This is a genomic window from Desulfovibrio gilichinskyi (genome assembly GCF_900177375.1).
Taxonomy (GTDB): Bacteria; Desulfobacterota; Desulfovibrionia; order Desulfovibrionales; family Desulfovibrionaceae; genus Maridesulfovibrio; species Maridesulfovibrio gilichinskyi.
Map to the genome: position 1 here is coordinate 426,191 of NZ_FWZU01000003.1, position 25,068 is coordinate 451,258.

23 protein-coding genes are annotated in these 25,068 nt (G+C 43.9%); 10 read left to right on the forward strand and 13 right to left on the reverse strand.

Translation table 11 applies throughout. From position 1 onward, the window contains the following. Window positions 1-24 precede the first annotated feature (24 nt). The 6 genes from amrB (at window position 25) to bioB (ending at window position 6,123) form a co-directional block, all read left to right on the forward strand. Entirely contained in the window at window positions 25-837 is an 813-nt protein-coding gene (gene amrB / locus B9N78_RS10370) for an AmmeMemoRadiSam system protein B (RefSeq protein ID WP_085102360.1), read from the forward strand. Between the two features lie 235 nt (window positions 838-1,072). Continuing rightward, a complete protein-coding gene (locus tag B9N78_RS10375) occupies window positions 1,073-2,728 on the forward strand; it encodes a hydantoinase/oxoprolinase N-terminal domain-containing protein (protein ID WP_085101931.1) in 1,656 nt (551 codons plus the stop codon). After that, the gene (locus tag B9N78_RS10380; RefSeq protein WP_085101933.1) at window positions 2,728-3,084 is read left to right on the forward strand and encodes a hypothetical protein; all 357 of its coding nucleotides are present in this window, start codon (window positions 2,728-2,730) and stop codon (window positions 3,082-3,084) included. The genes B9N78_RS10375 and B9N78_RS10380 overlap by 1 nt, the downstream gene beginning before the upstream one ends. Before the next feature lie 11 nt (window positions 3,085-3,095). Continuing rightward, window positions 3,096-3,842 carry a dethiobiotin synthase gene (gene bioD, locus B9N78_RS10385; protein WP_085101935.1) on the forward strand — a complete coding sequence of 249 codons (747 nt, stop codon included), beginning with the start codon at window positions 3,096-3,098 and terminating at the stop codon, window positions 3,840-3,842. A gap of 2 nt (window positions 3,843-3,844) precedes the next feature. Continuing rightward, on the forward strand, window positions 3,845-5,128 hold the full coding sequence (bioA, locus tag B9N78_RS10390; protein ID WP_085101937.1) for an adenosylmethionine--8-amino-7-oxononanoate transaminase: 1,284 nt from the start codon (window positions 3,845-3,847) through the stop codon (window positions 5,126-5,128). 5 nt (window positions 5,129-5,133) lie between these two features. After that, entirely contained in the window at window positions 5,134-6,123 is a 990-nt protein-coding gene (gene bioB / locus B9N78_RS10395; RefSeq protein ID WP_085101939.1) for a biotin synthase BioB, read from the forward strand. Window positions 6,124-6,239: 116 nt separating this feature from the next. Here bioB and B9N78_RS10400 read toward each other — a convergent pair whose 3' ends face one another. From B9N78_RS10400 to B9N78_RS10430, 7 genes are all read right to left on the reverse strand, one after another. Further along, window positions 6,240-6,893 carry a flagellar brake protein gene (locus B9N78_RS10400; protein ID WP_245805522.1) on the reverse strand — a complete coding sequence of 218 codons (654 nt, stop codon included), beginning with the start codon at window positions 6,891-6,893 and terminating at the stop codon, window positions 6,240-6,242. Then, a complete protein-coding gene (locus B9N78_RS10405; RefSeq protein ID WP_085101943.1) occupies window positions 6,893-7,627 on the reverse strand; it encodes a tetratricopeptide repeat protein in 735 nt (244 codons plus the stop codon). Before B9N78_RS10405 ends, B9N78_RS10400 begins: the two co-directional genes overlap by 1 nt. A 292-nt stretch (window positions 7,628-7,919) precedes the next feature. Then, window positions 7,920-8,933 (reverse strand): ABC transporter ATP-binding protein, encoded by a 1,014-nt coding sequence (locus tag B9N78_RS10410; protein WP_085101945.1) that lies wholly within the window; start codon window positions 8,931-8,933, stop codon window positions 7,920-7,922. 12 nt (window positions 8,934-8,945) lie between these two features. Then, window positions 8,946-9,911, reverse strand: coding sequence for an ABC transporter ATP-binding protein (locus B9N78_RS10415; protein WP_085101947.1), 966 nt, complete (start codon window positions 9,909-9,911; stop codon window positions 8,946-8,948). A 3-nt stretch (window positions 9,912-9,914) separates the two neighbouring features. Further along, on the reverse strand, window positions 9,915-10,841 hold the full coding sequence (locus B9N78_RS10420; RefSeq protein ID WP_085101949.1) for an ABC transporter permease: 927 nt from the start codon (window positions 10,839-10,841) through the stop codon (window positions 9,915-9,917). Beyond that, entirely contained in the window at window positions 10,838-11,812 is a 975-nt protein-coding gene (locus B9N78_RS10425; protein ID WP_085101951.1) for an ABC transporter permease, read from the reverse strand. The genes B9N78_RS10420 and B9N78_RS10425 overlap by 4 nt, the downstream gene beginning before the upstream one ends. A gap of 69 nt (window positions 11,813-11,881) precedes the next feature. Continuing rightward, the gene (locus B9N78_RS10430) at window positions 11,882-13,489 is read right to left on the reverse strand and encodes an ABC transporter substrate-binding protein (RefSeq protein ID WP_085101953.1); all 1,608 of its coding nucleotides are present in this window, start codon (window positions 13,487-13,489) and stop codon (window positions 11,882-11,884) included. 198 nt (window positions 13,490-13,687) lie between these two features. Here B9N78_RS10430 and B9N78_RS10435 point away from each other — a divergent pair, with 198 nt between their 5' ends. Next, window positions 13,688-14,188 carry a hypothetical protein gene (locus B9N78_RS10435; protein ID WP_085101955.1) on the forward strand — a complete coding sequence of 167 codons (501 nt, stop codon included), beginning with the start codon at window positions 13,688-13,690 and terminating at the stop codon, window positions 14,186-14,188. A gap of 75 nt (window positions 14,189-14,263) precedes the next feature. Here the strand turns inward: B9N78_RS10435 and B9N78_RS10440 are convergent, their stop codons facing one another. The 6 genes from B9N78_RS10440 to acs all read right to left on the reverse strand — a co-directional run bounded on the left by B9N78_RS10440 (window position 14,264) and on the right by acs (window position 22,052). Further along, window positions 14,264-16,777 (reverse strand): TIGR03960 family B12-binding radical SAM protein, encoded by a 2,514-nt coding sequence (locus B9N78_RS10440; RefSeq protein WP_085101957.1) that lies wholly within the window; start codon window positions 16,775-16,777, stop codon window positions 14,264-14,266. Between the two features lie 129 nt (window positions 16,778-16,906). Continuing rightward, window positions 16,907-17,233, reverse strand: coding sequence for a hypothetical protein (locus B9N78_RS10445; protein WP_085101959.1), 327 nt, complete (start codon window positions 17,231-17,233; stop codon window positions 16,907-16,909). Between the two features lie 232 nt (window positions 17,234-17,465). Next, the gene (locus B9N78_RS10450) at window positions 17,466-18,020 is read right to left on the reverse strand and encodes an acetate uptake transporter (RefSeq protein WP_085101961.1); all 555 of its coding nucleotides are present in this window, start codon (window positions 18,018-18,020) and stop codon (window positions 17,466-17,468) included. Between the two features lie 366 nt (window positions 18,021-18,386). Continuing rightward, window positions 18,387-19,013, reverse strand: coding sequence for a nitroreductase family protein (locus tag B9N78_RS10455; RefSeq protein ID WP_085101963.1), 627 nt, complete (start codon window positions 19,011-19,013; stop codon window positions 18,387-18,389). 13 nt (window positions 19,014-19,026) lie between these two features. Then, window positions 19,027-19,872, reverse strand: a complete 846-nt coding sequence (locus B9N78_RS10460; RefSeq protein ID WP_085101965.1) for a pirin family protein — start codon at window positions 19,870-19,872, stop codon at window positions 19,027-19,029. Between the two features lie 194 nt (window positions 19,873-20,066). Further along, window positions 20,067-22,052, reverse strand: coding sequence for an acetate--CoA ligase (acs, locus tag B9N78_RS10465; protein ID WP_085101968.1), 1,986 nt, complete (start codon window positions 22,050-22,052; stop codon window positions 20,067-20,069). Between the two features lie 313 nt (window positions 22,053-22,365). On the opposite strand from acs, the gene B9N78_RS10470 reads away from it, so the two are divergent. The 3 genes from B9N78_RS10470 (at window position 22,366) to B9N78_RS10480 (ending at window position 24,973) form a co-directional block, all read left to right on the forward strand. Then, window positions 22,366-23,925, forward strand: coding sequence for a glycosyltransferase family 9 protein (locus tag B9N78_RS10470; protein WP_085101970.1), 1,560 nt, complete (start codon window positions 22,366-22,368; stop codon window positions 23,923-23,925). 83 nt (window positions 23,926-24,008) lie between these two features. Then, window positions 24,009-24,614: a DUF8043 domain-containing protein gene (locus tag B9N78_RS10475; RefSeq protein WP_085101972.1), complete on the forward strand. Its 606-nt coding sequence runs from the start codon at window positions 24,009-24,011 to the stop codon at window positions 24,612-24,614. A gap of 5 nt (window positions 24,615-24,619) precedes the next feature. Continuing rightward, window positions 24,620-24,973, forward strand: coding sequence for a hypothetical protein (locus tag B9N78_RS10480; RefSeq protein ID WP_085101974.1), 354 nt, complete (start codon window positions 24,620-24,622; stop codon window positions 24,971-24,973). Window positions 24,974-25,068 lie beyond the last annotated feature (95 nt).

The window sequence follows — 25,068 nt, forward strand, 5'->3', positions numbered from 1 at the left end:
TAGATCTTCTGGAGGCAGATGGGCATGGACAGAAAACCGATTGTTGCCGGACGTTTTTATACCGAGAATCCGCAGGAGCTCAGAAGCGAATTAGAGCAGTTTGTGGGAAAGGTTAAAAAGAAATCTAAAGGGCCGCATGACAGGCTGGTGATGGTTCCTCACGCCGGATATGTTTTTTCCGGTGAAACCTGCGGTAAAACTCTGGCTGCTGCCTCTCTGGCTTCGACAGTAATTCTATTAGGTCCGAATCATACCGGACTTGGCGCGCCTTTGTCGGTCTGGTCTAAAGGGAGCTGGAATTTTCCCGGAGGCAAGCTCGATGTGGACGAAAATCTGGCAGCGGAGCTTATTGAAAGCGGAGCCGGCTTTGTTCACAATGAAGCAGCTCATAACAGAGAGCATTCTCTTGAAGTTCTTATTCCTTTTCTTAATTACGTTAATCCGGCAATTAAAATTGTTCCTGTCACTGTTGCCGAATCATCAATTAAATCATTAAAAAAAGCCGGAGAAGCACTGGCAGAAATTATTGAACGCAGTCAGATGGATGTTTCAATAGTCGTCAGCTCCGACATGAGCCATTTTATCAGTTCCGATATGGCCAAGAAACTTGATTCAATTGCGCTTGAAGCCGTGATCAGGATGGACCCTGAAGAGTTCTATTCGGAAATAGTTTCAAATAATATAAGTATGTGCGGAGTTCTTCCCATGACGCTAGCCATGTATGCTGTGCGTAAGGCCGGGGCTGTTCGCGGTAAACTTCTTGAATATACTAATTCCGGTAAAGTCACTGGGGATTATGAAAGTGTTGTCGCTTATGCGGGAATAATTATTTCATAAACAGAGTGTCTTTGTTTGGAAATGGTTTATTTAGCGGTCGTTATTATTCATAATGGCCGTTTTTTTGTGGGTTTAAATAACCCTTTTATTTTAGCTGATTATCTCTGTTATTAAAATTAAACGGTGGCAACAGGTTGCCATTGTCGCTAAGCGGCATTATCAGTACTGAGCGTCGGTTACAGATATGTTCCCGAATTTGTTGAATCTGGAATAATAATGATCGAAGGATATACAAATGAATTTTGAAAACGGCTATGCAATCGGAATTGATACAGGTGGAACATACACTGATACCGTTGTGGTGAAGTGTGCTGATTTAAGTGTTGTTGCGACTGCTAAATCGCCGACCACTCATCATGATTTGAGCCTCGGTCTGGCTGCATCTCTTGATGAGGTGTTAAAGAAAAGTAAAGTTGACCCTGCGGAAGTGAATCTTGTTGCGGTTTCAACAACTCTTGCGACAAATGCCGTTGTGGAAAATAAAGGGGCCAGAGTCGGCCTGTTCAGTATCGGTTCGTCCAAGGCTGTTAAGCTGCCTGTTGTTACTGCACGCTACGTCAAAGGCGGACATAAAGTCACAGGTGATGAAGTTGATCCGCTTGATATCGAGTCACTTGTTGACGGCGTAATGAATATGAAAGGGTATGTGGACAGTTATGCTGTTTGCTCTGCCATGAGTATCAAGAATCCCGCCCATGAAATTATTGCAGAAAAAGCTATTTCACTTACTGATCCTAAGCCGGTGTTCTGCTCCCATAGAATAAGCACCAAAGCCGGCCATGCTGAACGCTCCGCAACAACAGTGCTGAACGCCCGTCTCATGCCTGTTATGTCCGAATTTCTCAAAGGTGTCAGCGCGGTACTTAATGAACGCAGTCTTGGCGGATATGTTGTTGTCATCCGCGGAAATGCTACTTCAATGAGCATGGAAAAGGCTACCAAACGTGCTGCGGATACCTTTGCAAGCGGACCTGCATCCACAGCCTACTACGGCTGTATTTATTCTCCCGCGAAGGATGCACTTATTGTTGATGTGGGCGGAACAACTACCGATGTTACTCTAATCAGAAATTCACAGCCTACCATTCAGGAAAACGGCAGTACTATCGGTGACTGGGAAACTCATGTTGAAGCTGTGGAAATGTTTACCGTTGGTATAGGCGGCGACAGTTATTCACGCGTTAACCGTTCCGGAAAGCTTGAAATAGGCCCCGGCAGGGTTGTACCTTTATGTATGGCCGGGGAGATTCCGCTTCCTGAAAAATGGATGGGTGCAGGAAACGATTCCCGGTTGATTAAGCTCGGACCTGCCGCTTCAGATGTTTCTGATGACGCAATTCTCAGTTATCTTTCAGAAAATGGACCGTCTACTTTTGGTCAACTTATGGCCGGGCTTGATCTCGGTGAAATTTCACTAGGAAGTAAGCTTGAGAAACTCGTGCGGGAACAGTTGATTGATGAAGTAGGTTTTACGCCGACTGATGCACTTCATGTGCTTGATAAAATAAAAATCGGCAATCGTGATATGTCTGTTTCTGCCGCAAAAGTTCTCGGTGCCTTATTTGAAATGAGCAGCGAAGAATTTTCAGAAAAAGTTTTGAACGATACGCGCTTTAAAATCGAAAATGCGATGCTGGAGCATATTGTACGTAAAGAAATCGGCGGGAATATGGCCGGTATCGTTGCCGGACGTTCTGCCAGCAAGCTGGTCAGCTTTGATGTTTCCCTTAATCTTCCCATTGTCGGAATCGGCGCAGCGGCTGATTGTCTGCTGTCGGAAGTTGCTGAAGAATTACATACCGAAGCTGTTTTTCCTGAGTATCATGAGGTCGGAAACGCTCTCGGCGCAGTGAGAATGGCTCTTGATAATATGAACAAGGAGAGTGAGTAATGTTTGATCGTCAACCTTCTGCATGGGAATACTGCCTCGAAGGGGCAAGTGAGAATACCGAAGTTGAAGTTGTCCATGGCTGGGTTTTTAAGGAAGGCAAGTGGGTTACTCATGCATGGTGTGAATTCGCTGATAGAGTTATTGATCTGACTGAGTCAACTCATTCCATGCCTAAATTTGAATATTATTTGAAACACATGGTCAGTGATGAGCGTTGCAAAAGATACTCACGCTTAGAATTTTTCACTCTGGTCGGTGACGAAAAGCATTTCGGACCATATGATAAAGAATTCTTTTTTGCTGAAACATCAGATGAAGATCCTATTGATGTGATTGCGGCAAACAAAGCAAAATAAGGCTGGTTGTTGTGAATACTGATATTTCCGGTTTATTTGTAACCGGAGTCGGAACTGATGTAGGTAAAACAGTTGTCACAGCCGGACTTGTACGATTGCTGCAAGGCGCTGGGTATAAAGTATTACCCGTTAAGCCTGTACAGTCCGGCGGGATTAATAATTCCCACGGCAAAATGGATTCTCCGGATGGAGAAGTTTATAAAAGTGCGGGAGCTGTCTGGGATATTGATAAACAGTGCCCGTATATATTTGAGCCCGCCTGTTCTCCGCATCTTGCTGCGCGGCTGTCCGGAGTTGCGCTTGATGTTGTCGATATCGCAGATAAAGTACGACAGCTGGAAGGTTCGGCAACATTGATTGCGGAAGGTGCCGGAGGAATATTTGTCCCGTTGAACGGTGAACGGACCATGCTGGATCTGATGAAAGAACTTTCCTATCCGGTAGTTCTGGTTGCCGGAAACAAACTTGGCGTTATTAACGATACTTTGCTTTCCCTTGCCGCATTAAAACAAGCCGGAGTAAAAACTGCCGGGGTTATCATGACTTCCAGCGCGGGGCCTGAGCCTTTAGAATTCGGCATGGCGGAAGAGAATATCCGTTCTATTGAATCTTTCTCCGGTATTAAAGTGCTTGCTTCTATTCCGTATATTCCGAATTGGAATCCGTCCGAACTCCGTTGCTGGATCGAAGTGGATCGCGCGTTAGCAAGAATTGACCTGAATTCATTCGCAAAGAGTCCTGACGGCTCTACTGAGTAATAATGAATAATATAGAATCTATGCTTGCCTTTGACCGCGAGCATCTTTGGCATCCCTATACTTCTGCCGTAAATCCTCTGACCGCCTATCCTGTCGCTAAAACCGACGGTGTAAGGATAATCCTTGAAGACGGTAGAGAGCTGATTGACGGGATGGCTTCGTGGTGGTGTGCTATTCACGGGTATAATAACCCTGTACTGAATAAAGCTGTTTGTGATCAGGCGCAGACAATGTCTCATGTCATGTTCGGCGGTCTTACTCATGAACCTGCTGTTTCTCTCGCACGTAAGCTTATTGATCTTTCGCCGGCTCCGCTACAGCATGTATTTTTTGCTGATTCAGGTTCTGTTTCTGTAGAAGTTGCCCTTAAAATGGCTATTCAGTATTTTCAGGCTACCGGAAAAACAGAAAAGAATAGAATTATGACAATACGCAACGGGTATCACGGTGACACTCTGGGTGCTATGTCTGTGTGTGATCCGGTAAACGGAATGCATTCGTTGTTTGCGTCAGTTCTTCCGAAACATATTTTTGCAGATGCTCCTTGCTGCGGTTATGAAGACGGTTGCTCGGATGCTGATTTTGCTGATTTTAAAATTAAGATTGAAACTCACGCACATGAACTTGCTGCTGTGATCTTAGAGCCTGTTGTGCAGGGCGCGGGGGGGATGCGCTTTTATTCTCCGCAATATCTTAAAAGAGTTCGGCAAGCATGTGATGAACATGATGTACTGCTGATCTGTGATGAAATTGCAACCGGATTTTGCCGCGCAGGGGCTATGTTTGCCAGTGAGATTGCCGGAATATGCCCTGATATAATGTGCGTAGGAAAGGCCATAACCGGCGGCTATATGACTCTTGCAGCAACTCTTGCTACTGCTAAAGTGGCAGAGGGAATTTCGTCAGACGGCGGTGTTTTTATGCATGGGCCTACTTTTATGGCGAACCCTCTTGCCTGCGCTGTTGCCAATGCGGCCCTTGATTTGCTTGTGGAAAGTAACTGGCAGGAGCGCATACCGCAGATCACAGCTATGCTTCGAGCGGGATTTACCCCTTGTGCAAAGCTTTCTACTGTTGCGGATGTGCGCTGTCTCGGTGCTATCGGCGTTGTTGAAATGAAAAATCCTGTGGATTTGGATGCCATACAGCGTGAATTTGTTAAGCGCGGTGTTTGGGTAAGGCCTTTTGGTAAGCTTATTTATATTATGCCGCCTTATATTATTTCCAACCTTGAGCTTGAAGCTCTCACTTCCGCTATTTGCGAAGTGGTCAGTTTGCAGAGGTAATTTTGATGGATAGACAGGAAAAACTGGCTTTGTGGGACTGTGTCCACGCAGGTGAAGCCATAGATAAATATATAGCCCTTGCAGTTCTCAGAGCATCGCATGGAGAACTTGCTGAAATTCTTCACGCTGCGCATCATGTTACCACGCACCGTTTCGGCAATGAAATTAGTTTATGTTCCATAGCAAATGTGCGGAGTGGAAACTGTTCTGAAAATTGTTCATTCTGCGCTCAGTCCAGCCATTTTAAGGGAGTGCCTGCTCCGAAATATCCGCTTATGTCCGTTGATGAGATAAAAAAATGCGCTGAAAAAGGTGGAAAAGCCCCTGTTGAATTTTTCAGTTATGTTACCAGCGGCAGGGCTCTTGACGATAAATCTTTGGATAATGTTTGCGAAGCGGTGCGTGGAATGAACCCGTCAAAAGGATCTTTCAACCATTGTGCTTCTCTTGGTTGCCTAAGCTTTGAATCTTTACAGAAGCTTAAAGATTCAGGGGTTACGCGTTACCATCATAACCTTGAGTCCTCTGAGAGCTTTTTCCCTTCTGTGTGTACTACACATACTTATGCGGAAAGAATCAGAACCGTACGTGATGCAAGGCGAGCAGGACTTCAAGTATGTTGTGGCGGACTTTTGGGACTTGGCGAAAGTCTTGAGCAACGAGTGGAGCTTGCAATGGCTATTGCTGCTGAGAAAGTTGATTCAATTCCGCTTAACTTTCTGGTTCCGATTCCCGGTACGCCAATGGAAGATCGTCCACAGCTGGAACCGCTTGAAATTTTACTCAACATCGCTATGTTTCGTCTTGTAAATCCCGATTCAGAAGTAAGAATGGCCGCCGGACGCGGTGCTTTGCGCTCTCTGCAGTCATTTATATTCCATGCAGGATGTAACGGTCTTATGGTCGGAGATTTTCTGACTGTTTCAGGGCAGGGACTTGAAAATGACCTTACAATGCTCAGTGATCTTGGACTGACGGTAAAGAGGAAAGGTTAACGGGAAAATCTGAGAAATGGTCGCTTAAAATTAAAAGATCAAATTTACGAAACAATATTTGTTCGTAGATTTGATCTTTTTTTATGAGGCTATTCTGCTTATATTTTAATATCGTACTATATTGAGTGCTGTAGAACCGTAGCAACATAGTCCTGAATTTTGACAAGAATTTCCGGAGCAGGCTTATCAAAGGTTAAGCCGAGTGCTATTTTACGTGTATCTTTTGTGGCTCTTTGAACTTTGCAGGGGATGAATCCTTTATCATTTTCAATAAAATATGGGCAAAATATTTTAACATCATCTCCGATTTCAGGGAAAAATGAATTATCATCTTTAAGATAGGTGATTCCGCATCCGCTACTACTCAAATCCTCAACAATTGCCAGAGTCTTTTGCTCACCGATCATTATCTCAGCTTCCAGGAAACAATTGATTCTCCTATGTCTTCTGAGATTGTATGTTTCTACGCGATTAGGATATTTTAAGAAAAGTATTTTGTCAGGCGAGTTGATCAATTTGATGATGCTGGTTTTAAATCCGGAGGCAACACCTTCAAATATGTACCTGACAGTGGCTTCATTTCCAGGGTAGAGGTATTCTGACCAGATTGATTTGTCATTTGGATGAACCATCGGTTCTTTGAGGAGTATATATTTAGACGGGTCTCCTCCTATAACAATGGAAGGAGCTTTGTCATTAAGGCCGCCGAGTTCAATGGCAACTCGTAATCCCGGAGTACATGCTGCTTTCAGTTTTGCACTTTGATTCATCATTTTCCCGTTTGTTTGATTATATATTTTTTAAATTTATGTGCCCACTCAAGGTTTGGCTGAATAGCTAATGCCTTATCAATATGCTTTAAGGCCCTGCCAGTATTTCCTGAATCAAAATATGCTCTTGCAAGATTGAAATGCAGGTTTTCATCATTTTTATTAATTTCCAACGCTTTTTTGTAGAAATTGATAGATTCCTCAAAAAGTTCCTGCTTGCGTAGAGCTATAGCAAAGATATTAAATTCTTTTCTTTGTGATTCTAAAAAGACTGCATCACTGTTTAAGAGTTTGCTAACTATTTTAGAAAGCTTTTGGAAGTTTTGCTTATTGCATAAGATTGAGCCTATTCCCAGACTTGCTTTCGGATTTTCAGGGTCCAGCAGGAGTGCTTTTGCAAAATATTGTTCAGCCTCGTCCAGATTTCCTTCGGAAAACAATTCTTCTCCCTTTAAAATTTTAGCTTGCAGAGATCTTAATGCAGGGATTGTTTTCTTTTCATAATAGTCCATTTCAGGAGTAAAAGTTGTTAAAAATTGTCGCTTTGTTAAACTGGTTACAAGTCCTGAAGGAACATGCTGCTGATTTAACGGCTGTACATGGTATTCATCAATTTCTGAACGGGTTACGTAGTAAAATGTCTTATGAGCTGCTTTCTGAAGGGTTGTGCCTGTTCCGGTCTTTTCTTCGGTGTTTTTTGAATAGACGCCCAGCACTTGATTTATTTCAGTCATAATATTTTTCCCTAAAGAGTGATCGGATAGCCGTAATGAGCAAAATTAGAAAATTAAATTTTTTAAGATACGCAAAAGAACTAAATATGAATATTTATAAAAATCAAATTATTTTCTAATTAAAATTTAATATTATTCGTGTTTTTGAAGAAAAAAATGCTTTTTCAACAAATTTAGAGAAAATGGAGGGTATATCAGATAAAAACCATTTTTGATTTCGTTTAAATAAAATCAAAAATGGTTTTTATCCAAAGTATTATAAGCAGGTTTATAAACTATGTCGATTAGAATGTTAAATTCTTCCTTCTTCAAAGGCGTGACATGCAACTAATCCTTCCGCACCGACTTGAACGGCTTGCGGTATTTCTTCACGACAGCGGTCATTAGCATGAGGGCATCTGCCGTTAAAGACACAGCCTGTTGGTAGATTAATCGGGGTCGGGACATCACCGGAAAGGTGAATATGCTTTTTACGCTTTCCGCCAAGGGTCGGTATTGCTGAGAGGAGAGCTTGCGTATACGGATGTTTCGGTGATGAAAAAAGTTCTTTTGCAGGTGCAAGTTCACATAAGCATCCTAGGTACATAACAGCAACTCTTGTACTGATATGTTCAACAACAGAAAGGTCATGGCTGATGAACAGGTAGGTCAGATTGCGTTCTTCCTGTGCGTCCATCAGCAGGTTCAGAACCTGAGCCTGGATAGAAACATCAAGAGCCGCAATCGGTTCGTCTGCTACGATGAATTCAGGGTCTACAGCCAGTGCACGGGCAATGCTGATACGCTGCCTCTGACCGCCTGAGAACTCATGCGGATAGTTATTTGCCCATTCGGGGTCCATGCCTACACTTTTCATTACATTATGAAGGCGTTCTTTAGCCTCCCCGCGGGAGATTCCTTTATTGTGAAAGTAGATCGGTTCTTCAATGATCTGGCGAACTCTCATGCGAGGATTAAGGGATGCATAAGGATCCTGAAAAACCATCTGCATTTTTTTGCGGAACGGCAGCATTTTCGATGAGGACAGCTTATCGATGCGCTGTCCGTCGTAATAAATTTCACCGCTGTTAGGAGGGTACAGTCCCATAACGGTTCTTGCCAGTGTTGATTTACCGCAACCGGATTCACCTACCACGCTCAAGGTTTCGCCTTTTTTTATTGCAAAGCTGACGTTATTTACAGCCTGAACAATTGTGTGCTGGCGAGTGATGCGCCCTTTTTCTATTGATAACTGATCAAGCAATCCTCCGGAAATATCAAAGTGCTTAACCAGATTTTTTACTTCTACAAGGGAGTCGGTCTTCATGACGATTCTCTATTATTTATCGGCATGGTGGCAGGCCACCAGAATACCGGATTTATTTTCAATAAGTTTAGGAATTTCTATTTTACAAATATCTGTACAGATTGAGCACCTTGAGTGGAACGGACAACCTGAAGGCATGTGCAGTAAAGAAGGCATGGCTCCGGGAATCTGAGTCAATCTGTCGCCGGAACCTCCGCTCTGCGGCAGAGCCGCAATAAGTCCCTTAGTATAAGGATGAGCAGGATTTCCTGTAACCTGACTGGTGAGACCTGTTTCAACAATACTTCCTGCATACATAACGGCAATTCTCTGCGTGACTTCTGAAACAACGGCAAGGTCATGAGTAATAAGGATGAGTGCCATATCATCAGACTGGCAAAGCTCAAGGAGCAGGTCCATTATCTCAGCCTGAATAGTAACATCAAGAGCTGTTGTAGGTTCATCCGCAATAATCAAAGACGGCTCAGTGAGCAGTGAAATTGCAATTACAATGCGCTGCCGCATTCCGCCGGAAAACTCATGCGGGTACTGGCTGAGCCTTTTGCGTGGAGATGGGATATAAACTTTTTTAAGTTTTTCAAGAGCAATCTCTTCAGCTTCTTTGTGGCTGACATCCATATGGGCCAGAACTGTCTCGATCATCTGGGTGCCGATGGTCAGAACCGGATTAAGGGTCATCATCGGGTCCTGAAAAATCATTGAAATTCTGTTGCCGCGAATCTGACGCATCTCTTCGTCAGGAAGTTTAGCCAGATTTTTACCTTCAAACAGAATTGAGCCTTTTGAGATATGGCCAGGCTGTGAAATAAGATTAATGATTGAAAAACCGGTAACGGATTTTCCTGCTCCGGATTCTCCCACCAGCCCCAGTCTTTCGCCTTTATCCAGATTAAAACTCACATTGCGCACAGCCGTTAAAGAGCCTGCCCGCAAAGCGAAGTCTACGCTTAAGTCTTTTACTTCGAGTAGATGTTGCATGCTTTATCCCTTATACAGCTTCGGGTTCAGATAATCGCGCAGCCAGTCCCCAAGCAGGTTTATGACCAGAATCAGGACTACAAGTATTATTCCGGGGAACATGGTAATCCACCATGATCCGCTGAAAATATACTCAAACCCGACATTAATCAGCGATCCGAGAGAGGGCTTTGTTGCAGGCATGCCCAGTCCTACGAAGGAAAGAGCTGCTTCACTCATGATAGCATTTGCAACCTGAATGGTGGAAATAACGAATACAGGTGAAAGGGTGTTAGGGAGAATATGTCTCCACATAATACGTTTTTGGGAAAGGCCGATAACCTTCGCAGCTTCAACGTATTCTTTTTTCTTTTCAGCCAGCACGGAAGCCCTGACAGTTCGGGCATACTGAGGCCATTCCGCAAATCCGATAATCAGAATAAGGAGCGGTACAGCAATTTCTTCATACTGGGCTACGCCGAAAGCGGCCTGAAAGATTGCAGAAATAAAAATAGCTACCATATAAGTTGAAAATGATAGCTGAATATCTGCAACACGCATTAAAATTGATTCTGTTTTCTTGCCCATGAATCCGGCAATAAGCCCGACCAGAATTCCAAGAAAAGCCTGGAGTGCAACTGCGCCGAAACCGATAATAAGCGAGACTCGCATGCCGTAAAGCATTGTGGAAAAAAGGTCTCTTCCCTGCCCATCCGTACCAAGCAGAAAAGCCGAATGTCCGCCGGCGAGCCATGCTGGCGGAATTTCCGCATTCATGATGTTTATGTTTGCGGAATCATATGGATTAAAGGGTGCAACAAGCGGAGCCGCAAAACCCAAAAATACGAGCACGACCAAAATACAGAAGCTTGTAATAGCAACGGGGTCGCGCAGGAAATCATGCAGAAAATATGATTCTTTGAATCTCTGCCAGCGAGATCTGGTTATCATTTTTGCCCCGTAATTCTGACTTGTGGATTGACCAGTCCGTAAATGACGTCAACCAGAGTGTTAACAATAACGAATATAAATCCGACAACTACCAGATAGGCTACCATCAATGGAGCATCACCTCGTTCAACGGCTTCAATAAACATGAAACCCATGCCCTGCCACTGAAATACAGTTTCAGTCAGGATGGTGAACGCAATCATTGTTCCAAGCTGTACACCGCCGACGGTGATGACCGGAAGCAGAGTGTTCTTGAAAGCGTGAACGATCCACACGCGGCGAGGAGTAAGTCCTTTCGCCCATGCGTATTTGATGTAATCGTTCTGCAGAACTTCCATCATTTCAGAGCGGATGAGGCGAATAAACAGAGGGAGCATGATAGAGGACAAGGCGATTGACGGCATAATTAAATGCTTGAGACCGTCAAGAGTCAGAAGCCCTGTACGCCATCCGCCAAGGTTTATAGTTTCACCGCGTCCGTAAGAAGGGAGCCAGTGTAATTCAACCGAAAAAATGTAAATCATCAAAATCGCGGTCAGGAATACCGGGATAGAAACACCCAGAGTCGAACCGCTCATGATAATTCGCGAGAGTATCGATCGCGGCTTGATGGCTGAATATATCCCGAGGGGGATAGAAAAAAGCACAATTATTATAGCAGAGCAGAAAACAAGCTCTAAAGTCGCAGGGGCTTTTGTAAGAATGACATCCAGAGCAGATTTTTTATAGAAAAAGGATCTGCCTATGTCGCCATGGACCGCTCCTTTCATAAATCTGCCGAATTGGACTAGGAAAGGATCATTAAGCCCGAGCTCATTTCTGAGTTTTGTACGTTCTGCAACCGAAACCGTAACTCCGGTAATTTCCCTGATCGGATCACCGAAGCTTTGCTTTATTGCAAAGCCGATGAAGCTGATAACCAGCATAACTATTATCGCCTGCGCGATTCGTCGAACTATAAAAGCAAACATAGGCACTTCATTTCAAAGGGGAACTCCATTACGGGGTTCCCCTCTGTTTCTAGTATAGGTTATGGTAGGCTATTTAATAACAAGGTCGCCGAAGTAAGGGAAGTTCTGAATATTCACGATTTCTTCAGTGTTCATATTGTTCTTGCTGGCCCATGAAAGGTTCTGCCAGTGAAGAGGTACGAATGCTGCGTCGTCGTAAAGGATCTTTTCAGTCTTCTGAAGGATAGCTTTACGTTTTGCAAGGTCGGTTTCAGTCTGGCTTTCAAGGGTCAGAGCATCAACTTCAGGGTTGCAGTAGTTACCGCTGTTGTACTGGCCGTAACCTGTTTTGGTATTCGGGCACATAAGCAGGAATTCTGTGTAGTTTGCAGAATCTTCTGTGTCTGCATGCCAACCGATCATTTCAATATCAGCAACCTGTGCGTCAAACTGATCCCAGTACTGTGCTTTAGGCATAGTCTTGAGGTTAACTTTGATACCGATTTTGCCGAGCATGGAAACAAAAGCTTCACATATTTTTTCGTCGTTAACATAGCGGTTGTTAGGTGCAATCATAGTACATTCAAAACCGTCAGCGTAACCGGCTTCTTTCATAAGCTTTTTAGCTTTTTCGAGGTCGTAACGAGGAGTCAGTTCAGGATTGTAACCTGCATATCCTTTTGGACCCTGCTGACATGCAACTGTTGCAAAACCTTTCATTACTTTTTCTACGATACCGGTATTGTCTGTTGCGTAACAGATAGCCTGACGTACTTTAAGATTTCTAAACGGTTCGAAACGTTTCTGATTAAGCTGGAAGGTGATGACACGTGAACCTGACATGGTTACAAGATGAAGGCCTTCTGTCTTGCCGATGCGATCCAGATCCTGGGGGGGGACGGGCATGATGAAATCAACATCTCCGGAGAGAAGCGCTGCCACGCGTGTAGCATCGTTCTTGATTGGAGTAAGAATGATGGTGTCAACATTACCGGTGTTTTTGTCCCAGTACTGAGGGAAAGCTTTGAAAACGACACGGACACCCTGTTCGCGTTCAGCTACAATATATTTACCTGTTCCGGATTCGTGTGTGTTTGCAAAAGAGGGTCCGGTTTTTACGATAGCATCTTTAGGCTGTCCGCTCTCGTCATTACCTGCATAGAATTTTTTATCCATGGGGCAGATATAAGTGGCCATGTTCAGTAGCAATCCGTAAGGCTTCTTAGTAACGAGATCTACAGTATGATCGTCAACTGCAACGGCCTGTCCGAAAGGTTCAAAGAGTCCTTTGAAGTCAGGGCTTTTTTGGAGGCGGTCGAGTGACCATACAACGTCTTCAGCTGTAAAGGGGTTTCCGCTGTGGAATTTTACATCTTTACGAAGGTGGAAACGCATGGTTGTAGGATTAATCTGCTCCCATGATTCTGCGAGGCGAGGTTCAAATGAACCGTCTTTTTTCCAGCGTAGGAGTGGATCAAAAACCATGTGTGCGTACTGCATCATCCCACCGGAAAGCTGGACCTGAGGGTCGAGAGATACCGGGTCGGCATCCATAGCAAGTTTAAGAGTTTTTCCGCCGGTTGCGCTTTCAGCGGTTTCCTGTTTAGCCTTGGTTTCTTCTTTCTTTTCTGAGCTACAGCCGATAAGGCCGAGAGCCAGAACGGCGACAATCACCAGAAATACTAATGAACGTTTCATCCCCACACTCCTTGATAATTAAAAAACGGTAATAAAAACAGGTAGACCTTTTACAAATGACGCTCGAAAAAGGTTACATCAAAACATTAAGATATTGCAAAAAAATGTAAACTGTACGGCTTCCCCTTGCCGTAAGTGCTCTATAGTATTACGCTCGAATTAATTTTTTCTCAAATCTTTAACATCTTGAAATTACTTATGAAAAATAATTTATTCGAGAATAGTTTTAAATTTGCCAATAAAAGTCAATGTTTGTTGCAATTTAGAGCTAAGAACAGGGCTGTATTTTTTTCAATATTAGTCCTGATTCTTGTAACTGCAGGTGGTTGCGCATCCATTAATCCATTTGCCTCTTCTGTTCCGGAGTATGATCTTGATGGAATGCATGAACTGTCATTGATTATGAAGCCTGGCGACTCCGTTCTCTTTGAAATGAGAAATCCCGGCTCAGGCGGGTATCTGTTTGACGGGGTTACGTTTGACCCTAAACTGGTCAAGCTTGAGAAATTTAAAATAGTAAAGCCTGATTCCGGCATGATGGGTGATTTCGGACGCTGGCGGTTTAAGTTTAATGTTTTGGCGATAGGAGAAGTTCCGATCGTTATAAATATTAAAAGGGCAAATGATACACAGCGTGATGCTTATAAAATTGTAAAGATAAATATTACAAAAGACGGTGAGCCGTTTTTAAAATGGTAGCTGATTTTTTCTCAAATAAAAAGGGTGCATTTCATAATATGAAATGCACCCTTTTTTGATATTATCGGTTGTCAGCTAGAATCGTTGATCGGTTTTTATTAATGAGTAGTCCAGTAATGTTGTTTCCGGACAAATCGCTGCAATAATTTTGGTCGGGCTGATGTAAAGGTCAGTCCAGTCAAAAGTCATTTTTATTGTATTATGCCCTAGATCTTCGTAACTGCTTAGACATGCTCTGGCATTTTTCTCTTTAAATCCCTTTTTTACCTTGTGCTGAATGAGATATTCTTCAGACTCAAGATATTCACGCCATTTTGCAACTCTCTGGGCGGTTTTTTCATCATCACCTCTGAAAGAGATGATAAAATCTTCAACTTGAGGCTGCTCCTGTTTGTGAGAAAGAGAAAGCGTGTCCGCTTTAATTATGACAATGCCGATGGGCATTTGCTTGTTTAGCTCTTTAACCAGTTCGCTCTCGTGAATTTCTGTACGGAACATTATGTTCATCCATTCAGCCTGACTTTCCACTGCGACAGGAAGTGCCCGTCCGAAGGAAATCCGCGGCATCGGGTGGAATCCTTGAGAGAAAGTAAGCGGAAGTTTGGCTCTGCGTATTGCCCGTTCAAAAACAGGTTGCAAATCGAGCTGGCTCAAATAAGCAGTTGTTCCGATTTTCGTATACCATACTCTGAAATGACTTCCTTTGAGTCCGAGGTCCGGTTTTTCTTTAGGAATATACGGAGGAATATCCTCATTAGCCTGATCTCTTTGAGTGAAGACCATTTTATGGCGTATGTCTTTTACTGCAGCCTGTTTGGTTAACAGAGATTTGCGTCCGTCAAATTCGCAGATTCCGCAATTACGGCATTCTTCGTAACGGCAGTCTTGGGTGATTTTTCCTTTAAAACCGCGTTCTCTTTCGGTGAGCAGGAATTTTTTGCTCACACCGCTGGAAATATGATCCCAGGGGAGTCTGCTTTCAACAGGACGTTCTGCAAGAAATTCTTCGGGAGTGAGACCTTCTTCTTTCATCGCTTCAAGGTAAGGATCTAAATTCAAATGATCTTTCCAGCTTGAAAAAAGAGCACCGCGTTCGTACGCCTTTTGAATAACAGGTCCGAGACGGCGGTCACCGCGTGAGAAAATGCCTTCAAGGAAGCTCATGCGCGGAATGTGGAATTTAAGTTTAATTCTTTTATATTTGCTGAATTTAGAGCGCAGATAGTCAAGCCGCTCATTAATTTCAGCCAGTGAAATCTGCTGCTCCCACTGAAACGGAGTGTGCGGTTTCGGCACAAACGGAGAAATTGCCGCTGTTATCTGCATGAGTTTAACGTGCGGGCCTGCAATATCGCGGACTTTGAGGCAAAGATCCAACATTGCATCAAGGTCTTCGAAGGTTTCTGTGGGCAGTCCGATCATGAAATAAAGTTTGATGCTCTGCCATCCGTTCTCGAAGAGCATTAACGAATGATCGAGTAAACCCTGTTCCGTGATTCCTTTGTTGATGACATCACGTAAACGCTGGCTTCCCGCTTCCGGCGCAAGGGTTGCGCCTGTGCGTCTGATGGTTGCAATGCGTTCCATGATAGGCTGTGAAAGTGAGCCTACACGCAGAGAAGGAAGTGAAATTGAAATTTGTTCGGCTGCGCAGTGGTCGAAACTTTTTGCAAACAAAGTATCAAGAGCAGAGTAGTCGCCAGTACTTAGTGAAAGCAAAGAGGTTTCTTCGTACCCAGTTTCATCTAGCCCCTGCATCATTGTATTGTTTAAAACCTCAGGTGTACGCTCTCTTACCGGACGATAGATAATCCCTGCCTGACAGAATCTGCAACCTCTTGTGCAACCTCTGGCAATTTCAAGAGTCAGTCTGTCGTGAATGGCGTTACCGTATGGAAGAACCTGATCTTTCGGGAAATCAATGGGATTAAGATCGTCTACAATAGCTTTTTCAACCATGAAATCACCGGGGTTTTCCGGATCGAAAAAGGATGGGATATAAATACCGGGGAGTTTGGACAGCGCTGTCAGCTTGTCCGCTCTGGAAAGACCTTTTTCTTTACAGTCCGCAATAGTTTCAAGAACGGATATAATGGATTCTTCACCGTCTCCGATCATCATTACGTCAAGAAAATCAGCCATCGGTTCAGCGTTGAAACAGGCCCCGCCGCCGGCAATGATGAGCGGGCAGTCTTCTGCTCTGTCAGCTGATTTAAGCGGTATTCCTGCGAGATCCAGCATATAAAGTACATTTGTATAGCATAACTCATGCGTAAGACTTACACCGACCGCGTCAATCTCTTTGAGCGGCGTGTCGCTTTCCATGGTGCATAGCAATTCGCCATGTTCGCGCATTATTCCAGCTGTTTCTTCGCATGGCACGTAAGCACGTTCAGCGTAGAACTCAGGAATTTTGTTCACAATTTCATAAAGAATTTTCTGACCGAGATATGACATTCCGATTTCATACAGGTCTGGAAATCCCAAAGCTATATGAGCTTTAACCGTGGTCAGGTCCTTGTGAACGGTGCCCCATTCAGAGCCGAGGTAACGGGTGGGGCGTGTAAGGAGGGGGAGTAGCTTTTTCAAATGTATTGCCTGTAAAAAAAGATTTATGCGCGACGTTGCGTAAAAGGGCGCGTTTAATAAAATACCATAGTATTTATATCGCGGGAAGTTTAAAGCGGGGAGCTTAGTAAAAACTCCCCGTCAGAATTGCTATTTTATAAGTCCGGAAATGTCGGAAAGTTTTCCGCCGAGTCCGCCTGAAGAAAGGGTGATTTTGCTTACTGCTTCAAGATATTTGTTAGAAACATCTTCAGGGCAGTTTTTGTATTCAAACATAATATGTTTGCCGTCAATTTCGCCTTCAATTTCGTTGTCAAAGGGGTATCCGAACGGCAGAATCATCATCTGTACACCGCCCTGCTGTGAAGGAACAGTCTGAAGTACTGCAGGATCATTGATAAGATTTTTTTCAGCATCCCATTTTCCGATAACCATTTCGCCATTAATCAGTTTAAAAAGCTTTACATTGTAAGCCACAGGAACTCTCCTTAAATTTGATTGTCATTATAAAAAAAGGCCGGAAATAAAAAGTTGTTCCGGCTTCTAATATTGCGCATTGCTGTAACTGATAAGAGTTAGTGACTGACATCATCCCTGTCAAGCTAAGGTTGGATGAAAAATGGTAATGAAAAATTTATTTTTAGCCGAAAGCATACATAAAAAAGACCTCCATGTTTTCCATGAAGGTCTTAATAAATAAACTGTAGAATTAACCTATCGGCAGTACTGTACGGTCGTAAACTTCATTTATAACTTCTGCCATAGCAAGATAGAAGGCTGAAGCTCCGCAGATAATGCCTTCATATCCGGCAAGAGTTCCTATTGCTTCATTGCCTGTAAAGTCACGGGCTGCAAGCATAAAAAATAAAATGGTAAGTGACAGGAAGATAAACTGCAAAACTTTGTTGCTTTTAAGTGTGCCTATGAACATGAATAATGTAAAAATTCCCCAAACTACAAGATACCATGCCATAAATCCTGCCGGAGTCGGTTCCGCCCATCCTATTTTAGGTAAAACAATAAGAGCGACTAGGCTGAGCCAGAAAAAACCATAGGAAACAAATGCGGTCATGCCGAATGTATTTCCTTTTTTAAATTCCATTATTCCGGCAATGACCTGCGCTATTCCGCCATAACATATTCCCATAGCAAGAATCATCGCACTGATAGGATAAAACCCCGCATTGTGAATGTTAAGCAAAATGGTTGTCATGCCGAATCCCATGAGCCCCAAAGGTGCCGGATTTGCTAATTTCTGTTCCATTTTAATTCTCCTCTTTTGGTTTCGTATTTTTACAGTTCAAGTGTTGTTGTTAGCCATTCCTTTTCCAGAGGTGTGTACAATCACTTTTTGCTGCAAAAGTCTCCTTATTTATGGAGTAAAGCACAGTAAAAAGACTTATGCATCTCTTTTTCGGTGAACGGGCAGGATAATCTGGAGGATGGCGGGGAGCATATTTTGTATACCATCCATCGTAATATTAAAGCCGTTTACGGGGCCATGGACAGGTTTTATAATGAAAGGGAAAACAGTGGTAGGAATCTTTTATGATAAAGAGGTTGAAACTATTTTGCTTGTCTTAAAAAAGCGGCCCTGAATGTATCAGAGCCGCTTTAAAATGTGTGTTTGCTATTTTATAACCATTTCTTCGTAAGATTGCCGCCATGCTTTGGGATAAACTTCAATTCCCGGTTTCAAGTATCCAACGGCAATGAGCATAGGAATCCAGTAATTGTCAGGTATATTGAAGGCTTTTTTTACTCCGTCATGATCGAAACCATCCATGGGGTGAGTTTGCAGGCCATGTTCAGATGCCGCATACATAAGTGACATGCAGAATAACCCTGCATTTTTATTGGCAAAAGCCTGCGCAGCTTCATCGCTTCTTCCGTATAATCCCTGCGTTACTCCTGCGAACCATTCCTTTTGTTCCAGTTGCATTTTTCCGGAAGCAACAAGGTCTTTGAAGACAGCTTTCAGGGTGCTGCTTTCTTCTTTCCATCCGTCACGGTCAGCCAGAACAATAAGTGTGACTGGAGCTTCGCTCACTTTAGGCTGGTCAAAAGCAAGGGCTTGGAGCTTTGCTTTTTCGGCTTGGTCTCTTAGCACCATAAGCTTCCAAGGTTGGAGGTTATAACTTGAAGGCGCTTTGGCTGCATCTTCGATAACCGCTTTTAAGAGGGATTCTTCTACGTTGCGGTCAGGGTCAAAAAAGTTAACAGCTCTTCTTTTTATTAAAATATCCTTAAAATCCATGATATTATCCTCCCTATGGGTTGTGTTTTATAAATGTTCCGTCCTTATACTCTTTAAATGCCAGATCCAACTCTTCCATGGAGTTCATAACTATAGGACCGCGCCAGAAGATAGGTTCATTTAATGGTTTGCCGGAAATGAGCAGAAAGCGCAAACCTTCTTTGCCGGCGGTTACGGCCAGCTCATCACCTTTATCAAACAGAACAAGTGAGCGGTTTTTAACTTCGGAACCGTTTACGGTTCCCTGCCCATCTATTACATAAATAAAAACGGTGTATTCTCTGTTTGTCGGATGAACAAATTCTAGTCCTGCCGGAACGCGGCAGTCAAGGTATTCAGGATCAATGGCAATATTGCGCGCCGGGCCTTTTATACCGTCAACAGTACCTGCAATAATTTTTATTTTAGTACCGTTTTCTCGTACAATTTCCGGAACTTCATCTTTGCCTATTTCGCGGTAGCAGGGCTCAATCATCTTATGAGACGCAGGAAGATTTGCCCATAACTGAAATCCCAGCATGGAACCGTTTTCATCTCCCTTGGGCATTTCCTGATGAATAATTCCACTTCCGGCAGTCATCCATTGCACACTGCCTGATGAAATTATCCCTTTATTACCGAGACTGTCGCCATGCTCTACATCACCACTGTGAATATAGGTTATGGTTTCTATTCCCCGATGAGGATGCCACGTGAAACCTTTGATGTAATCTTCCGGATTATGCGAACGGAAATCATCCAGCATCAGAAATGGATCAAAAAGAGATGCTTCAAAATATCCGAAAGCACGATGCAGCTTTACACCTGCCCCTTCAGTAACAGGTTCCCCTTTAAAAATTTGACCTATCTCACGTCTCACTGGGTACTCCTTATTTGTAAAAGTTCTATACCTATATAGTAGCAGTTAGAATAAGCTTTGCAAGTGTGAACATGATAATTTTGCATGATAATTACGCCGGGCATAAAAAAGCCGGGGTTCATATTACTTTTGCTGCCACCTTCCAATATGCAAAAGCCTTACGAACTCCCGGCCTGATCCGGAATATTTAAGATTTATTTAGAATTCATAATTTCATGGTAACCTTCGATAAGAGCTGTGACTACTGACGGATCAGCCAGTGTTGAAGTGTCACCGAGATTTGCAGTGTCACCTTCAACAATCTTACGAAGAATTCTGCGCATGATTTTACCGCTTCTGGTTTTAGGCAGTGACGGTGAGAACTGAATCACTTCCGGTGCGGCCAGAGGTCCGATTTCTTTGCGGACATGATTGCGCAGTTCCTTGGTGATATCTTCGCCTTCATCGAATTCAGCCTTGAGAGTCACGTAAGCATAAATAGATTGCCCTTTAATTTCATGCGGCATTCCGACAACTGCTGCTTCTGAAACAGCTGGATGTGAAACCAGAGCCGATTCGATTTCGGCTGTTCCGAGCCTGTGACCTGATACATTGATAACGTCATCAACGCGACCCATGATCCAGAAATAGCCGTCTTCGTCTCTGCGTGCTCCGTCACCGGATTCATATACGCCGGGGAATCCCTGGAAGTATTGTTGCTTGAATCTTTCCTGATTGCCCCAGACACCCCGAAGCATTCCGGGCCACGGTTTTCTGATAACAAGGAATCCGCCTTCATTCGGTCCGACTTCATTGCCGTGTCTGTCCACAATCGCGGCATCAATACCGGGCAGCGGTAGTGTTGCGGACCCCGGTTTGAGTGGTGTGGCGTATGGCAGCGGAGAGAGAACATGCCCACCTGTTTCGGTCTGCCACCATGTGTCTACGATAGGGAGTTTTCCCCCGCCTATCTGGTTATGATACCACATCCATGCCTCAGGATTGATCGGTTCGCCGACTGTTCCCAGAATGCGCAGGCTGGAGAGATCATATTTTTCAGTCCATTGATCGCCTTCACGCATCAGTGCGCGAATGGCCGTAGGTGCTGTGTAGAAAATATTAACTCTGAATTTTTCACAGATCTGCCAGAATCTTGCCGGGTCAGGGTAGGTGGGTACAGATTCAAACATTACACTGGTCGCTCCGAGAGCGAGCGGGCCGTATACAATATATGAATGTCCGGTTACCCAGCCGATATCCGCTGTACACCAATGAACATCGTCGTCTTTAAGGTCGAAGACCCACTGGCAGGTGTGTGCTGCGTAAGTCATGTAACCGCCGGTTGTGTGGAAAACACCTTTCGGTTTTCCGGTACTGCCGGAAGTGTAGAGGATAAAGAGAGGATCTTCCGAATCCATCAGCTCATAAGGACAGTTGTCGGTTATATCCGGGTCGGACATAAGATCTGCCCACAGGTGATCTCTCCCTTCAACCATGTTAACTTCATTGCCTGCTCTCGGGACAACAACACATTGTTCAACCGTGGGGCATTCTTTAAGAGCTTCATCTGAATTAGGTTTCAAAGGAATGACTCTGCCGCCTCTTAGAACTCCGTCACCTGTGATGTGAACTTTTACGCCGCAGTCATTGATGCGGTCACGAAGGCTGTTGGAGCTGAAGCCTGCAAAAATGATTGTGTGAGGAGCTCCAATTCTGGTACAGGCCAGCATGGCAATGGCCAGTTCCGGAATCATGGGCAGATAGATTGAAACACGATCACCTTTTTCAACGCCAAGCTTTTTAAGCACATTTGCAAACCGGCAAACTTCACGATGAAGCATATCGTATGTGTAAACTTTTACCTCATTGTCCTGCTCACCCTGCCAGATAAGGGCTGCTTTGTTACGGCGTCCATTTTCCAGATGACGGTCAAGGCAGTTTGCAGAGGCATTGAGCTTTCCGCCTTCAAACCATTTGATTTCAGGTTTGTCGAAATCATATTCAAGGACAGTGTCCCATTTACGGTCCCATGTGAGGAGTTCCTCTGCGCGTTCAGCCCAGAATCCATCCATATCGTTGATGGAACGATCATAAATGGCTTTATATTCTTCAAGGCTTTTTACACATGCAGTCGGGTTGGTCGGAGGGTTAAAAATTCTGTGTTCAGTGGAAAGGCTTTCAATTTTATTTTCTTCATTCATGTCCCGGACCTCCTGAGAGTTTTTGCAGATGCCTGTTTATGTAAAGAAGTTGTATTCGGTCAGCCGCCTGTATAACAGTTCTTTTGACCAGATGAGTTAGTTATATACGTTTTTCCAAGGTGATGCACACGCTTTTCGATAAACGGCATTATTAAAATCAGGGGTTGAATGGAGTACCGTTTGGCGGAGTGAAAGGCCCGTTCACCTAAACAAGATGCCGTTAATGGAGACTTGTAACCCTTGCCCGAGTCTGTAGACTGGTGTTATCAGAGTATAATAGTCTAAAAAAGATGAAAAAAGGAAGTTTTACCCGATGAAAGCTCTTGTCATAAATCTTACGCGTTTCGGAGATTTACTCCAAACTCAACCTGTGGTTTCCGGCCTTGTGCAAAACGGATATGAGACCAGCATCATGTGTCTTGAAAATTTTGCCGGAACAACGGATCTTATGCGGGATGTTTCTTTAACTTTTGCCTTGCCGGGAGCTTCTGTTCTTGCCGCTCTTGACCGTGACTGGCGGGAATCCTTAAAGCTTTTTGAAATATTTTGCGCTGAAGTGCTGGAGCAGATTGATCCTGATCTAATAGTGAACTTAACCCCGTCACTTCCTGCACGTCTGCTGGCAATGCGGTTTAGCCGAATGGAGGGAAAGGTGCGGGAACTGCGCGGTTTTGCCGTGGACAGTTTCGGTTTTAACGCTGATACCACTCCGTGGGCAGGATTTCTTCAAGTCGCTTCGGCTAACAGAGGGGCCAGTCCCTTTAACGTTGTTGATCTTTTCAGCAGGGTAGCCGGACTCGGGAATACAGTTCCTTTTAAACTTGCTGATCCTTCACCTGAAATGAAGGTGGCATCTGACATACTTTTTGCTGAAACTATAGACGGAGCAGAAGGATACGTAGGCTTTCAACCAGGAGCAAGTGAAGAACGCAGACGCTGGCCAGTTAAATATTTCAGAGAACTTGGCGAACGGTTATGGAAAGAACTGCGGAAGGTTCCTGTGCTTCTAGGAACCAAAGGAGAACGACATCTCGGAGACAGAATTCTTGAAGGAGCTTCTTTTCCGTCCGTAAATTTGATGGGTAAAACCGGCCTCCCTGAACTTGCTGCAGTGCTTGGCAAGCTTGATGTGCTTGTGACAAACGATACCGGAACAATGCATCTTGCCGCCGGAGCTGGAACACCTGTTGCTGCGATTTTTCTGGCTACAGCTCAGCCTTGGGATACAGGACCGGCGGCAGTCAACTCGCTTTGTCTGGAACCCGATGTTGATTGTCATCCCTGCCCGTTTGGAGTCCCCTGTCCACATGATAATATGTGCCGGTATGAGGTTAGCGCAGATGCCGTTTTTGAGGCGGTCTCTAAGTTCATTACTAAAGGAGTATGGGAAGCTTCAACCTTGAAGGGAGCCCGTTTATATCTCACCGGACGGGATGAACTTGGTTTTATGTCCCTGACGTCGCGTTCAGACCACAATGATACTGACCGCTATAAATGGATAATGCTTCAACGTGAACTATATCGTCGTTTTCTTGACGATGAAGATATTTCTGCACTGACACTGCATGGCGAACCTCCTTCACTTGAATTTCGTTTAAGACTTGTAAGGCCGCTTTCAGAAGCACGGGATATTCTCTTTCTGCTGAGTAAACAAGCGCAGCTTTTGCAAGACAATCCTATGGAAAATCTTAAGGTTAAATTTTTGGCTAACTTTCAAAAAATACAGGATATTTTGTCTTCATGCCCTGAGCTTACAGTCCTTTCTTCTCTTTGGTATTTTGAGTCCAGAGCGAATGATACAATGGATGGACTTGCGCTTCTTTTAAGTCGTTACATGGGGCTTGTCTCTGCGCTTTATGTCTCTTTTGAATAAAATTGGCACAACTCTTGTATAATCTCCTGTGTACCGGACCAACCGGAAATAATTACGTACCTAATTTTAGAAGGAGATTAATCATGATCGTCATCGATGGGCAGAAAAAGGACTTGGATGTTAGAAGTTTTGAAAATCTTGAGCAAGTTTTTGACAGTGTATTGGAACAGGGTTTTCTTGCTGACCGCATTGTAACTGATGTTTTTGTAAATGATGAACCATTCAGCGAAATTTACCCCAACCAATCCGAGGATATTGAAACTACCGAAATTGAAAGCCTTGAAATCAAGAGTGCTTCAACCGTTGAAATTGCAAGCAGCATTACCATTGAACTGTATAAAGTCGTTAACATTATGGCTGGCGGCGGTAAGCAGGTAGCAGAACTTTTCAGGCAGGCAGATGATGCAGAAGCTCTTGAATTATATCAGGATCTACTTGATGTAACCAGAGATTTTCTCAATATGCTGGGCAGCCTCAGAGATAACTTTTCTCTTAAAGACAGCAATGGCTTCGGTGTTGTACTGGAAGAATTTTCCAGTCTTTTCACTGAAATGACTGAAGTACTTGAAAACGAAGACTGGATTTTACTTGCAGACCTACTTGAATATGAATTTCTGCCTTCAGTTGAAAAGTGGAAGAACGTTATTTCCGCAATTCGTGAAGATATCAGAGAGGCTGCAAAGAGGTAATTATTATGGCTGACACACTACATCTTTTGGATCAGGCTTTGGATCTCGGCCATAAGGAACTCAAGCTCCTGCTGGCCGGAGACGTTGATGAAGCTTTTGAGGCTGCTGAAAAAAGAGGTCTTTACACCAGTCAGGCCCTTGAAACTAAAGCAAGCGTAAGTCTTAATGATGTACTCAGCAGGATCGAAAAGCTCAAGTCTCTTCAGGGACAGCTGACTACAGAAGCGAAGAAGCTGCATGCTTCACTTAAAGCTGATTTGGGCCGGACCAAGAAAGAAAATGTCAGGTTTAAGGGGTATCTCGGCGCTGCTAAGGGGACTCCTCGCATGACAAATATGTTTATCAATAAGGTTGGATAACTTCGCAAACAGGTTTTTAGTCTAATCTTTATGCGGTAGATGACGGTACGACATGATTAGCCCCGGCAGGAATTATATTCCGGTCGGGGTTTATC

What these genes read in the sequence shown, in the direction of transcription:
- amrB (WP_085102360.1), top strand. Translation starts at nt 25, where the DNA reads ATGGACAGAAAACCGATTGTTGCCGGACGTTTTTATACCGAGAATCCG.
- B9N78_RS10375 (WP_085101931.1), top strand. Translation starts at nt 1,073, where the DNA reads ATGAATTTTGAAAACGGCTATGCAATCGGAATTGATACAGGTGGAACA.
- B9N78_RS10380 (WP_085101933.1), top strand. Translation starts at nt 2,728, where the DNA reads ATGTTTGATCGTCAACCTTCTGCATGGGAATACTGCCTCGAAGGGGCA.
- bioA (WP_085101937.1), top strand. Translation starts at nt 3,845, where the DNA reads ATGAATAATATAGAATCTATGCTTGCCTTTGACCGCGAGCATCTTTGG.
- bioB (WP_085101939.1), top strand. Translation starts at nt 5,134, where the DNA reads ATGGATAGACAGGAAAAACTGGCTTTGTGGGACTGTGTCCACGCAGGT.
- B9N78_RS10400 (WP_245805522.1), bottom strand. Translation starts at nt 6,893, where the DNA reads ATGAATCAAAGTGCAAAACTGAAAGCAGCATGTACTCCGGGATTACGA.
- B9N78_RS10405 (WP_085101943.1), bottom strand. Translation starts at nt 7,627, where the DNA reads ATGACTGAAATAAATCAAGTGCTGGGCGTCTATTCAAAAAACACCGAA.
- B9N78_RS10410 (WP_085101945.1), bottom strand. Translation starts at nt 8,933, where the DNA reads ATGAAGACCGACTCCCTTGTAGAAGTAAAAAATCTGGTTAAGCACTTT.
- B9N78_RS10415 (WP_085101947.1), bottom strand. Translation starts at nt 9,911, where the DNA reads ATGCAACATCTACTCGAAGTAAAAGACTTAAGCGTAGACTTCGCTTTG.
- B9N78_RS10420 (WP_085101949.1), bottom strand. Translation starts at nt 10,841, where the DNA reads ATGATAACCAGATCTCGCTGGCAGAGATTCAAAGAATCATATTTTCTG.
- B9N78_RS10425 (WP_085101951.1), bottom strand. Translation starts at nt 11,812, where the DNA reads ATGTTTGCTTTTATAGTTCGACGAATCGCGCAGGCGATAATAGTTATG.
- B9N78_RS10430 (WP_085101953.1), bottom strand. Translation starts at nt 13,489, where the DNA reads ATGAAACGTTCATTAGTATTTCTGGTGATTGTCGCCGTTCTGGCTCTC.
- B9N78_RS10435 (WP_085101955.1), top strand. Translation starts at nt 13,688, where the DNA reads ATGAAAAATAATTTATTCGAGAATAGTTTTAAATTTGCCAATAAAAGT.
- B9N78_RS10450 (WP_085101961.1), bottom strand. Translation starts at nt 18,020, where the DNA reads ATGGAACAGAAATTAGCAAATCCGGCACCTTTGGGGCTCATGGGATTC.
- B9N78_RS10455 (WP_085101963.1), bottom strand. Translation starts at nt 19,013, where the DNA reads ATGGATTTTAAGGATATTTTAATAAAAAGAAGAGCTGTTAACTTTTTT.
- acs (WP_085101968.1), bottom strand. Translation starts at nt 22,052, where the DNA reads ATGAATGAAGAAAATAAAATTGAAAGCCTTTCCACTGAACACAGAATT.
- B9N78_RS10470 (WP_085101970.1), top strand. Translation starts at nt 22,366, where the DNA reads ATGAAAGCTCTTGTCATAAATCTTACGCGTTTCGGAGATTTACTCCAA.
- B9N78_RS10475 (WP_085101972.1), top strand. Translation starts at nt 24,009, where the DNA reads ATGATCGTCATCGATGGGCAGAAAAAGGACTTGGATGTTAGAAGTTTT.
- B9N78_RS10480 (WP_085101974.1), top strand. Translation starts at nt 24,620, where the DNA reads ATGGCTGACACACTACATCTTTTGGATCAGGCTTTGGATCTCGGCCAT.